The organism is Pseudomonas trutticola BRTCR10, assembly GCF_056155105.1.
On sequence record NZ_CM149552.1, the window covers coordinates 3,392,016 to 3,404,272 of the forward strand.

The window sequence follows — 12,257 nt, forward strand, 5'->3', positions numbered from 1 at the left end:
GATGGCGCCCCTTCCCGTCCTGCCATGCCAGTCGATTCCATGCCTTTCGAACTCAGCGTTGACCTGACCACCCTGGCCATTCTGGCCCTTGTCGCTTTCATTGCCGGTTTCATCGATGCCATCGCTGGCGGTGGTGGTTTGCTGACCACGCCGGCGCTGCTGACGGCCGGCCTGCCGCCGCACCTGGTATTGGGCACCAACAAACTGAGCTCGACCTTCGGCTCGGCCACCGCCAGTTTCACGTTCTACCGACGCAAGCTGTTCCATCCACGGCAATGGGTCCACGCGATTGTCGGCACGCTGGTTGGCGCACTGACCGGCGCCATCGTCGCGCATTACCTGCCAGCAGAATGGCTGAACAAAATGCTCCCGGTGATCGTCTTCGCCTGTGGCCTGTATCTGCTGTTCGGCGGCACGCCAAAAGCGCCGCTGGACAGCGACGCGCCGATCAAAAAGAAATGGCAATCGACCCAGGGCTTCAGCCTTGGTTTTTATGATGGCGTGGCCGGCCCCGGCACAGGCGCGTTCTGGACGGTCAGCAGCCTGTTGCTCTACCCGATCGACCTGGTCAAGGCCAGCGGTGTGGCGCGCAGCATGAACTTCGTCAGCAACATTGCGGCGCTGTCGGTGTTCGTGTTTTCCGGGCAGGTAGACTGGATCATCGGCCTGAGCATGGGCCTGTCGGTGATGGTCGGCGCGTTCTTCGGCGCACGCACCGCAATCAGCGGTGGCGCCAAGTTCATTCGTCCAGTGTTCATCACCGTGGTGCTGGGCCTGACCGTGCGCCTAGCCTGGCAGCACTGGTTCAGCGTGGCCTAAGCGCCGCGCCACGTAGACGTCGATCAGATAACGGGCAATCGACTTGGACGCCGGCAACGGCGGCAGGTCGTGCACGTTGAACCACTGGGCGTCTTCGATCTCGTCTTCCTGACAGACAATCTCGCCACCAGCGTACTCGGCATGGAAACCGAGCATCATCGAATGCGGGAACGGCCAGCACTGGCTGCCCATGTATTGAATGTTCTTCACCTCGATCTGCACTTCTTCGCGCACTTCACGAATCAGGCAGTCTTCAGCCGACTCGCCCGGCTCGGCGAACCCGGCCAGCGTGCTGTAGACACCAGTGACGAAGCGCGGTGAACGTGCCAGCAGAATCTCGTCACCACGGGTCACCAACGCAATCATGCTTGGCGAGATACGCGGATAACTGCGCAAATCACACGGCTGGCAATACATCGCCCGCTCGCGCGGCACCTGGGTCATGGCCTGCCCGCAGTTGCCGCAAAAGCGATGCTCACGCGCCCAGGTGCCAATTTGCGCGGCGTAGCCGAGCACTTTGTAAATCGTGTGATCGCCATCGAGCATGAACGCTCGCAGGCCTTTCCAATTGCAGCCCGGCACCTCGCTGGCACTGCGCAGTTCCAGCAGATACACCGGCTCGCCATCGAGATGGCCGATGCCGTGTTCGGCAAGAATCGACAAGTCCTGACGCTTGAGCCATTCCCGTGGGAACAGCGCGCCGTTGTCATCGAACAGAAAACCTTCGGGGCTGCGCGCCACGGCCCAGCCGCCCGGTTGATCGGTGTCCAGTACTGCAGTGGTCCAGCGAGATGTCATGGTTTCTCAATCCAGAAATTCGGGTTTCTGTTTGCTCATATGGGCGGCCATGGCCACGCGCAAGTCGGTGGATTGCAACATGGCGGCGTTCCAGGTGGCAACGTATTCGAGGCCGTCGTCGATGCGATGGTCGCGCATGTAGCTGATCATTTCCTTGGTGCCGGTGACCGCAATCGGCGATTTGCCGGCGATGTCGCGAGCGATATCGAAGACGCCTTCGAGCAGCACATCCTTGTCGCTGTACACGCGATTGACAAGGCCGATGCTGCGCGCCTCTTCCGCACCAAAGGTGCGACCGGTGTAAGCCAGTTCACGCAGCATGCCGTCACCGATGATCCGTGGCAACCGTTGCAATGTGCCAACATCGGCGGCCATGCCGATATCGATTTCCTTGATCGAGAATTGCGCGTCTTCGGCGGCGTAACGCATGTCGCACGCGGCGATCAGATCGATTGCGCCGCCCAGGCAGTAACCTTGAATCGCCGCCAGCACCGGTTTGCGGCAGTTATCGACGGCATTGAACGAAGCTTGCAGGGTCAGAATCTTTTTGCGCAGCAGGCGCGCGTTGCGACCGACGTCCTTGCCCAGTTCATTGGCGACGCCGGCGAGCATCATCAGGTCGATACCCGAGGAGAAATGTTTGCCGTTACCGCTCAGGACCACCACACGGACTTCGTCAGTGTCATCGATCCATTGGAAAATCTCGACGATCTCGCTCCAGAACGCGGCGTTCATCGAGTTGATCTTTTCCGGGCGATTGATCTGAACATGGGCGATGTTGTCGGCCAGTTCGACACTGAAGGCGGTGTATTGAGTCATGGCAGTGATCCTTTACCGGGCTGAAAATGAGGCCCGAACTATAACAAGGCATCACGGCGGCGGTTCGGCCAAATGCGGGACTGTCTTGAGTTTTGCTTTGCCAATGCCGGCCTCTTCGCGAGCAGGCTCGCTCCCACACGTTGAAATGCATTCCCTTTGTGGAAGCGGGCTTGCCCGCGATGGCGTCGGCTCAATCACCACCTATCATCGAGCCAGACGCCGAAGCCCAAACAACATCCCCCCTGCCCCCAACAGCATCACCGCCAAAAACAGCGGATAGGAAACCCACCACGGCGTCCCCGCCGTCATCATGCTGAACTCCGACATGCCGCCAATGCTCGCGATCAGGTTCAACGGCAGAAACACCACGTTGATCAACGTCAGCTTGCGCAGCAGGTTGTTCATGCTGTTGTTCATCAGGTTGCCACGCGCATCGATCAGCCCGGAAAACACCGTCGAGTAAATCTCCGCCTGTTTGTAGCACTGGTTGTTTTCGATGATCAGGTCGTCGATCAATCCGATCGCTTCGCTGCCGAAGTGCTGTTTCTCGGCGTGGTTACGCAAGCGCGTCAACACGGCGCCGTTGCTGTGCAGGGCATTGATGTAATAGATCAGGCTTTCACTGAGGTTGAACATCTGCACCAGATGCTGGTTTTGCATCGAGGCGTTGAATTTTTGCTGCAACTCGCGGGCGACCAGTTTGATCACCTTCAAGTGCCCGAGGTAGTGATGGATATTGTTGAAGAGCAAATCCAGCAACACATCCAGCGGCGTGTTTAGCGGCTGCCGCGTGCCAAGGCCGTGCAGCGGCGTATCGTCGGTGGCGATCACCAGCAATTGCCCCGGCGCGAACAGCAAACCGCAGGATGACACCTCGAAGGCCAGACTGCCGCCACCGGAATAGTTTTCCGGGCGTTTCCAGATCAGGAACAAATGATCCGGATGAAACTCGATCCGCGACACCTCGTCCGGGTCCAGCGCCGAGGCCAATGCATGTTCATCGACTTTGAAATGACTGTGCAGCAAGTCGCGCTCGGCGGCGTCAGGGTTGCTGAACAGCATCACCTCGGCGTCCAGCCGTTCGACCCGCTGCAAGGCGCCGTGGCTCAGGGCAAAACTGCTGATCATCGGCGTGTCACCAGGCCTGGCCGCGACGTTTAAGCTCCAGCCGCCGCACAAACTCTTCCAGCACCAGTGAATACAGATCGTCCTGCAAATAAGCGTCTTCGATCCCGGCGTCGAGGTTGGGGTTGTCGTTGACCTCGATCACCACCACTTTATCGCCGGCCTGTTTCAGGTCGACGCCATAGAGACCGTCACCGATCAGATTGGCGGTCTTCACGGCCAGTTCCACCACCGCGCGCGGCGCCTCGTGGATCGCCAGTGTCCGGCACTCGCCGTTGACGTCCTGGCCCTTGGCCTTGTGGTTGTAGATCTGCCAGTGGCCCTTGGACATGAAGTACTGGCACGCGAAGATCGGTTTGCGGTTGAGCACGCCGATGCGCCAGTCGTACTCGGTGTAGAAAAATTCCTGGGCCAGCAACAGCACCGAATGTTCGAATAATTGCGCCGTGGCTTCGAGCAGCGCCTGCTGGCTTTCCACCTTGATCACGCCTCGTGAGAAACAGCCATCGGGAATCTTCAACACCAAGGGAAAGCCGAGGCGTTCGCCGACCCGTTCGAAGTCTTCGGGTCGCTCCTTGTAGAGGATTTCGGTGGCGGGCATGCCCAGTTGATGGCTGTTGAGCAGGTCGGTGAGGTAGACCTTGTTGGTGCAGCGCAGAATCGACGCCGGGTCGTCCATCACCACCAAGCCTTCGCTTTCGGCCTTCTTGGCGAAGCGGTAGGTGTGGTTGTCGACGCTGGTGGTTTCGCGGATCAACAGGCCGTCGTACTCGGCCAATCGCGCATAATCCTTGCGCTCGATCAGTTCGACATCGATGCCCATGGTCTTGCCGACCCTGACGAAATTCTCCAGAGCCTTGCTGTTTGACGGAGGTAGCGCCTCTTGCGGATCGTGCAGAATCGCCAGGTCGTAACGCGCCACTTGCCGGGAGCGTGGCATGCGCCAGACTTTACGGCTGAAGCCGTCCAGTGCATTGGCGAACTGGTCCTCCTGATCGTCGCGCAACTTGTGCAATGCGCCGGATTTTATTCCTTCGATGTGCCAACCGTTAGTTCGACGAAACTCAACTAACAAAATCGGACAAGGGAACACTTCAAACAATTGACGGGCCAAATCCTGTAATGGCTCGATGTGCGTTCTGCCGAAATAAAGTGTCAGGGTGAATCCTTCGGTATCACTGTAGAGGTGATGACTGAGGGCTTTTTCCAATGTTTTATCGAGATCGTCCAGCGCCAGTCCGTAGAGTGATTTCTTGGTCAGTTCGCTGATGGTGCGCACCGATGGAATCACCTTGTGCCCTCGGGCTTCGGCCAGCAGCGAGCAGTAATAACCGTGGCCCAGGTACTTGTAGCTGCGGCACAGGTTGATCACCTGCACGCGCTTGCCCGACTCGTTGTCACGGGTTTGTTCAAGGTATTCCTGCGCCGTGACGATGTCCTCGCTGGGAAAATACGACGCCCAGTCTTCCTTGCGTTCGACAATGATCAGCACTTGGCTGGAAGTTCTGACCGCTGAATTTAAATAAGTTGCCGCCGGCAAACTTTGCTCGGATACTTCGCGCCAATGACCCTGTACCGCTGACATAGAGATTGATCCGTTGGAGAACAAGACCATTTCTATTAAGCACGAAGTTTTTCGAAAGTCCCGTTTCGTTACGCAACTTTTACGGTGGTCATATGAGTGCTGTTTTTCGTTTGGCGGTAGTTGAAGACCTGCCGGCATTGCTGGCATTGGAAATGCAATGTTTCACGACAGATCGACTCACCCCTCGCAGTTTCCAGTGGATGATCACTCGGGCGCATGCGCAGTTACTGGTCGCCGAACGGGAGGGCCAATTGCTGGGGTACGCGCTGGTGTTGTTTCATCGCGGCACATCCCTGGCGCGGCTGTATTCCATCGCCATTGCTGCCCAGGCGCGCGGCACAGGGTTGGGCAAGCAATTACTGCAGCACATGGAAACCTGCGCACTCGAACACGATTGTGCCTATCTGCGCCTGGAGGTGCGTACTGACAACCCTGCCGCTATCGCCCTGTACGAACGCAACGGTTACCGGCGTTTTGCGCTGATTCATGATTACTACGAAGACCACGCCGATGCACTGCGTCTGGAGAAACGCATTCTTCAACATCGGGACTCTCGCAGCATCAAGGTGCCGTGGTATGCGCAGACTACCGACTTCACGTGTGGCCCGGCCTGTCTGTTGATGGCCATGGGTGCGTTGCAGCCTTCGCGCTTACTGGAGCGCCGTGAAGAACTGCAAATCTGGCGCGAAGCGACCACGGTGTTCATGACCTCCGGTCATGGCGGATGCAGTCCGCAGGGATTGGCACTCGCGGCATGGCGGCGGGGTTTTCGCGTGCGTCTGCAACTGAGCCTGGCAGGCCCGCTGTTTCTTGATGGTGTACGCGACGAGCATAAAAAAGACGTCATGCGTCTGGTGCATGAGGAGTTCACTGAGCAACTTGACCAGAGCGACGTTGAGTGTGTGATCGGTGCGCCGCTGGATCTGCCGCGTTTACTGGACGCGGGTGGACAGCCACTGGTGTTGATCAGCAGCTATCGCCTGACCCGATCCAAGTCACCGCACTGGGTGGTGGTGACGGATTGCGATGCGGATTTTGTGTATCTGCATGATCCGGATGTTGATCACAGCCAGCATCGTCAGCCCATGGACTGCCAGCATGTGCCGGTAAGTCATGGCGAGTTCGAGAAGATGTGCCGGTTTGGGCGCGGGAAGCTGAGGGCTGCGGTGGTTTTGTACGCCTGCAACAGATGACTTATGCTCCAAAACTGCTTTCGTGGTGAGGGGATTTAGCGAAACGTCGCACCGCCCCGATGGGTCGCGAAGCGCACCCAGACTTTAATGAAAAAGCGGGGACCGCTGCGCAGTCCATCGGGGATAAATCCCCTCGCCACAACGCTCCCCTTGTACCTGAAATCAGGTTACTTCAGACCGATCTTGTACAGCGCGCCATTGTCCTCATCAGTCAACACATACAGATAACCATCCGGCCCCTGGCGTACATCGCGAATGCGCTGCTTCAGCTCGCCCAGCAAGCGCTCCTCATGCACAACCTTGTCGCCATCGAACTGCAAGCGAATCAACTCCTGACTCACCAGCGCACCGATAAACAGGTTTTGCTGCCAAGGCTTGAAGCGGTCGGCATCGTAAAACGCCATACCCGTCACGCCTGGCGATTTTTCCCAGACGTGGCGAGGATCTACACCACCTTCAATGCTTTTGCCTTGTGCTTCGGGGATTGGCTGCAGCGAATAGTTGATGCCATGGGTCGCCAGCGGCCAGCCATAGTTCTTCCCGCGTTCGATGATGTTGACCTCATCGCCGCCGCGCGGGCCGTGCTCGTTTTCCCAAATGGTGCCGTTCCACGGATTGAGCGCAGCGCCCTGCGGGTTGCGAATGCCGTAGGCCCAGATCTCCGGGCGCACGCCGGATTGGCCTACGAACGGATTGTCGTCCGGTACTTTACCGTCCGCAAAGATCCGCACGATCTTGCCTTGCAGTTTGTCGAGATCCTGAGCGGTCGGCCGGTCGTTGTTTTCGCCCAGGGTGATGAACAGATAGCCGTCTCGATCAAACACCAGCCGCGATCCGAAATGGTTGCCGGTCGAGAGTTTCGGCTCCTGACGGAAGATCACTTTGAAATCCTTCAGCGTTTTCAGGTCATCCGACAGATACCCGCGCCCTACCGCTGTCCCGGCCTTGTCGCCCGCACCGCCACCTTCGGCGTAGGACAAATACACCAGCCGGTCCTGTTTGAACTCCGGCGACAGCACGACATCGAGTAGGCCGCCCTGCCCCTTGGCCCAGACTTTCGGCACCCCACTGATCGGCGCCGAGAGTTTGCCGTCCGTACCGACCACGCGCAAATTACCCGGTCGTTCGGTCACCAGCATGCCCTGGCGATCCGGCAGGAAAGCCAGTGCCCATGGATGTTCAAGGCCTTGGGTGATCGTGGTGACTTCGAGGGTGCCCTGCTCGCTTTGCAGCTCTTTGGGGGCGGCGGCGAATGCCGGCGCGCTGATCAGAGCGCCGGCGCACAGGCTGGCTAGAAGGGTTTTACGCAACATGCACGATTCCTTTTGTTGGTTTCAAAGGCTGGCAGCACCGCAGTACCGCCGTTCAACGGGTGTCAGTGCTTCGTGAAGGTGGGTTGGGAATAAAGGTGGGCGGTGTACTTGGCACCGAACGAATGGGCTGGCCGTTGCCAATCCCGCGATTTTCGACGGTGGGCTGACGCTGCATCGGCACGGTGTTCGGCCCGCGAATGGGCGGAGCGCTGGGCTGGGTGCCCTGCATGCTGTTGGGATTAGCCCGGCGGATCGGGCTGTTGTATGGGTTGTTGCTGTTGCCGGTCGGACTTTGTGCAAGCACTGCGTCCGCATGAACCAGGCCGCCACTGAGTGTCAGGACGGCGATGCCAAGCATTAAGCGGTTCATGGGATTGCCTCTCGATGTGCAGGGAGTAGAGCCTTCGAGTCCACGCTACGCCGTGGGTTCGGATTTGTTAACCCGCGCCGCTTAAACAACATGTAACACGGCTTGACCAAGTCGTCTGAAACCCGTGCATTCACTGGAAACTTTCGCGCAAGCGCACAGGTCACCTGAACATCACTCGGAGAACTCACCATGGCTCGGGCAATCTGGAAAGGCGCGATCAGTTTCGGACTGGTTCACATCCCTGTCGCACTGGTTTCGGCGACATCGTCCCAAGGCGTGGACTTCGACTGGCTCGACAGCCGCAGCATGGACCCGGTGGGCTACAAACGGGTCAACAAGGTTACCGGCAAGGAAGTCACCAAGGAAAACATCGTCAAAGGCGTAGCTTATGAAAAGGGCCGCTACGTGGTGCTCAGCGAAGAGGAAATTCGCTCGGCGCACCCGGTATCGACCCAGACGATCGACATTTTCTCATTCGTCGACGCCGAGCAAATCCCCTTGCAGAACATCGATACGCCTTACTACCTGGCCCCGGACAAGCGCGGCGGCAAGGTTTACGCGTTGCTGCGCGAAACCCTGAGCAAGACCAATAAAGTCGCCCTGGCCCGTGTTGTCTTGCATACGCGGCAATACCTGGCGGCATTGATGCCGCTGGAGTCGGCGCTGGTGCTGGTAAAACTGCGCTGGCCGCAGGAAGTTCGCGGCCTCGATCAATTGGAACTGGGCAGCGAAGTGACCAAACCACAGTTGGCCAAGGGCGAACTGGACATGGCCAAGCGACTGGTTGAGGACATGAGTGGGGACTGGAGTCCTGAGGATTACAAGGACGAGTTCGAAGACAAGATCATGGCGCTGGTGGAGAAAAAGGCCCATGAAGGCAAGATCGAGGATGTTGAAACCGTGGGTGGCGAGGAAGAGCGCAAGTCGGCCGATGTTATCGATTTGACCGAGCTGCTCAAACGCAGCCTGGGTGGCAAGGCGCCCGCCAAATCAAAGCCTAAAACAGCGACTAAAGCGGCGCCGGCGAAGAAGACGAAGAAAGCGTCCTGAGCATGACAACTGAAGGTTTGTCAGGCAACTGACAGGTTGCTTTTGCGACAGTCATCGCTGGTAAGCCAGCTCCCACAGTGGTCGGTGTGATGCGCACACTTCGAACCCTGTGGGAGCTGGCTCACAGGAATATTCAGATCAGAATGAAGATCGCCAGCAATCCACCGAAGATCGCCCACTTTTCCATGTAGTAGCGCTTGCGATTGCGCTTTTTCAGCTCTTTACCGCGCAAACGGATCTTGTAGATTTTGGTAAACAACCGGTTGATCCCACCGGTGCGGTCACCGGCATCGTTCGGCGCGCCGGCGGCGGACATCACGGTGCGGCTGAACCAGCCATTAAACGCGGCGGCCCAGCGGTACTTCAGCGGTCGCTCAATGTCACAGAACAGGATGATGCGGTTCTTGTCCGTGGTGTTTTCTGCGTAATGAATGAAAGTTTCATCGAACATCACCGCTTCACCATCACGCCAGTGATAGTTCTCGCCGTCGACATTGATGTAGCAACCGGCATCATTCGGCGTTTCCAGGCCCAGGTGATAGCGATAGGAACCGGCATACGGATCGCGGTGACGAACCAGTTTCGAGCCGGGTGGCAGTTCGGCAAACATAGCGGCCTTGATCGAACCGATGCTCTGCACCAGTTCAGTGGTGCGCGGGCACAGCTTCATTGCCGACGGATGACTCTCGCCGTACCACTTGAGGTAAAAACGCTTCCAGCCGCTTTTGAAGAATGAATTAAAGCCGACATCGTCATACTGGTTCGAGCGCTTGATCTCACCGGCACGCAGCAAGTTCTGGCCTTCTTCGCGAATCTCCTGCCAATGTGCCTGCAATGGGCTGAGATCAGGAAATTCTGCGGGATTCAGATACGGCGTGTTGGGCTTTTTCGAAAACAGGTACAGAAAGCAGTTGATCGGCGCCAGAAACGTCGAATGGTCGCTTAACTGACGACCCAGTTTGTGGCGCACACGGCCACGCAAGTGAACGTATGCAATTGAAATGACATAAATAGCAGCAATGATGAGTTTCACGGAAATCGTCACACGTCAGAAAGTGAACAAACTGCGCGCCTGATGGCTAGAAGCCCAGCGTCTGATGCAGTGGTCTGAGTACAAAATGGCACGTCCTTGAGCCCGCGCCGCTGTAGGGCGTTGGGTGAATGGATGGCATTTTAGCCACAGTTTGTAACTGATAGTGAGCCTTCATCTGTGAAAATCTGTCCCGCGATTGCGCCAATCGGCGCTCACAGCGTCATCGCCCTATCGTTTAAAGAGCCAGACCAGTACAATCGCCGCCAAACTTTACGCGCCCCCCTTGGTTGATGACGGGAACCTCCCCGCTTCAGCGCACTTTGACTCGGGCCAAGCGCTCCAGCCGCACCCTCGCTACTCAGAATGCTTCGCAGGAAAAACTCTTGATTTCTACAGCTAACATCACGATGCAGTTCGGCGCCAAGCCGCTCTTCGAAAACGTTTCGGTCAAATTCGGCGCGGGCAACCGTTACGGCCTGATCGGCGCCAACGGTTGCGGCAAGTCGACCTTCATGAAAATCCTCGGCGGTGACCTCGACCCGTCCGCTGGCCAGGTCATGCTTGAGCCGAACGTGCGCCTGGGTAAATTGCGCCAGGATCAGTTCGCTTACGAAGAATTCACCGTGATCGACACCGTGATCATGGGTCACGAAGAGCTGTGGAAGGTCAAGGCTGAACGCGACCGCATCTACTCGCTGCCGGAAATGAGCGAAGAAGACGGCATGGCCGTTGCCGAGCTGGAAACCGAATTCGCCGAAATGGACGGCTACACCGCCGAATCCCGTGCCGGTGAGTTGCTGCTGGGTCTGGGTATCGGTATCGAGCAACACTTCGGCCCGATGAGCGAAGTCTCGCCAGGCTGGAAGCTCCGTGTGTTGCTGGCACAGGCACTGTTCTCCGATCCGGAAGTGCTGTTGCTCGACGAACCGACCAACCACCTGGACATCAACACCATTCGCTGGCTGGAAAACGTTCTGACCCAGCGTAACAGCCTGATGATCATCATCTCTCACGACCGTCACTTCCTGAACAGCGTGTGCACGCACATGGCTGACCTGGATTACGGCGAGCTGCGTCTGTTCCCGGGCAACTACGACGAGTACATGACCGTGGCGACCCAGTCCCGCGAGCAACTGCTGTCGGACAACGCCAAGAAGAAAGCACAGATTTCCGAGCTGCAATCGTTCGTCAGCCGCTTCTCGGCCAACGCCTCGAAAGCCAAGCAGGCCACTTCCCGCGCCAAGGCGATCGACAAGATCCAGTTGGCCGAGGTCAAGCCTTCGAGCCGTGTCAGCCCGTTCATCCGTTTCGATCAGAACAAGAAGCTGCACCGCCAGGCTGTCATGGTCGAAAAAATGGCCAAAGGTTTCGACGGCAAGCCGCTGTTCAAGGACTTCAGCTTCCAGGTTGAAGCGGGCGAGCGCGTAGCGATCATCGGCCCGAACGGTATCGGCAAGACCACCCTGCTGCGCACTCTGGTCAACGAACTGACCCCGGACGCCGGCACCGTCAAGTGGACCGACGCCGCGGAACTGGGCTACTACGCTCAGGACCACGCGCACGACTTCGAAGACGACGTCACCCTGTTTGACTGGATGGGTCAGTGGACGCAGGGCGAGCAGATGATTCGCGGCACTTTGGGGCGCATGCTGTTCTCCAACGACGAGATCCTCAAGTCGGTCAAGGTGATTTCCGGTGGTGAGCAAGGTCGCATGCTGTTCGGCAAGCTGATCCTGCAAAAGCCAAACGTCCTGATCATGGACGAACCGACCAACCACTTGGACATGGAATCGATCGAGGCGCTGAACCTGGCGCTGGAAAACTACCCGGGCACGCTGATCTTCGTCAGCCACGACCGTGAGTTCGTATCGTCCCTGGCCACGCGCATCATCGAGCTGAGCCCGAACGGCGTGACCGACTTCAGCGGCACCTACGACGACTACCTGCGTAGCCAAGGCGTCGTGTTCTAAAACGCTGCTGCAATCTGAAAAGCCCTGTCCACGTGACGGGGCTTTTGCATTTTAGAGCGCTGATCGTTCCCACGCTCTGCGTGGGAATGCATCCCGGACGCTCTGCGTCACACGAGCGGGACGCGGAGCGTCCGTGGCGACGTTACCACGCAGAGCGTGGGAACGATCGGTCACTTTTCAGG

At 58.0% G+C, this 12,257-nt stretch carries 11 protein-coding genes; 4 read left to right on the forward strand and 7 right to left on the reverse strand.

The window, feature by feature from the left end; all coding sequences use genetic code 11:
• Positions 1-39 precede the first annotated feature (39 nt).
• Positions 40-819 carry a TSUP family transporter gene (locus tag ACVVH8_RS15215; protein WP_103302453.1) on the forward strand — a complete coding sequence of 260 codons (780 nt, stop codon included), beginning with the start codon at positions 40-42 and terminating at the stop codon, positions 817-819.
• Here ACVVH8_RS15215 and nudC read toward each other — a convergent pair.
• From nudC to ACVVH8_RS15235, 4 genes are all read right to left on the reverse strand, one after another.
• Entirely contained in the window at positions 787-1,617 is an 831-nt protein-coding gene (gene nudC, locus ACVVH8_RS15220) for an NAD(+) diphosphatase (RefSeq protein WP_475224561.1), read from the reverse strand. The two genes, ACVVH8_RS15215 and nudC, sit on opposite strands and share 33 nt — an antisense overlap.
• Positions 1,618-1,623: 6 nt before the next feature.
• Positions 1,624-2,436, reverse strand: a complete 813-nt coding sequence (locus tag ACVVH8_RS15225) for a crotonase/enoyl-CoA hydratase family protein (protein ID WP_212808904.1) — start codon at positions 2,434-2,436, stop codon at positions 1,624-1,626.
• Positions 2,437-2,640: 204 nt separating this feature from the next.
• Entirely contained in the window at positions 2,641-3,564 is a 924-nt protein-coding gene (locus ACVVH8_RS15230) for a CorA family divalent cation transporter (protein WP_315445491.1), read from the reverse strand.
• 7 nt (positions 3,565-3,571) lie between these two features.
• Positions 3,572-5,146: a RimK family protein gene (locus tag ACVVH8_RS15235; protein ID WP_249412033.1), complete on the reverse strand. Its 1,575-nt coding sequence runs from the start codon at positions 5,144-5,146 to the stop codon at positions 3,572-3,574.
• Between the two features lie 92 nt (positions 5,147-5,238).
• Here ACVVH8_RS15235 and rimI point away from each other — a divergent pair, with 92 nt between their 5' ends.
• Complete coding sequence (gene rimI / locus ACVVH8_RS15240) at positions 5,239-6,339, forward strand: ribosomal protein S18-alanine N-acetyltransferase (protein WP_401296411.1); 1,101 nt, start codon at positions 5,239-5,241, stop codon at positions 6,337-6,339.
• A 167-nt stretch (positions 6,340-6,506) separates the two neighbouring features.
• Here the strand turns inward: rimI and ACVVH8_RS15245 are convergent, their stop codons facing one another.
• Positions 6,507-7,652, reverse strand: coding sequence for a PQQ-dependent sugar dehydrogenase (locus ACVVH8_RS15245; protein ID WP_475224563.1), 1,146 nt, complete (start codon positions 7,650-7,652; stop codon positions 6,507-6,509).
• Between the two features lie 52 nt (positions 7,653-7,704).
• Positions 7,705-8,022: a hypothetical protein gene (locus ACVVH8_RS15250; protein WP_475224566.1), complete on the reverse strand. Its 318-nt coding sequence runs from the start codon at positions 8,020-8,022 to the stop codon at positions 7,705-7,707.
• Positions 8,023-8,211: 189 nt separating this feature from the next.
• Here ACVVH8_RS15250 and ku point away from each other — a divergent pair, with 189 nt between their 5' ends.
• Entirely contained in the window at positions 8,212-9,072 is an 861-nt protein-coding gene (ku, locus tag ACVVH8_RS15255) for a non-homologous end joining protein Ku (RefSeq protein ID WP_475224568.1), read from the forward strand.
• 133 nt (positions 9,073-9,205) lie between these two features.
• Here ku and lpxO read toward each other — a convergent pair whose 3' ends face one another.
• Complete coding sequence (lpxO, locus tag ACVVH8_RS15260; RefSeq protein ID WP_475224570.1) at positions 9,206-10,105, reverse strand: lipid A hydroxylase LpxO; 900 nt, start codon at positions 10,103-10,105, stop codon at positions 9,206-9,208.
• A gap of 383 nt (positions 10,106-10,488) precedes the next feature.
• On the opposite strand from lpxO, the gene ACVVH8_RS15265 reads away from it, so the two are divergent.
• A complete protein-coding gene (locus ACVVH8_RS15265; protein ID WP_103302075.1) occupies positions 10,489-12,075 on the forward strand; it encodes an ABC-F family ATPase in 1,587 nt (528 codons plus the stop codon).
• The last annotated feature ends 182 nt before the right edge of the window (positions 12,076-12,257 follow it).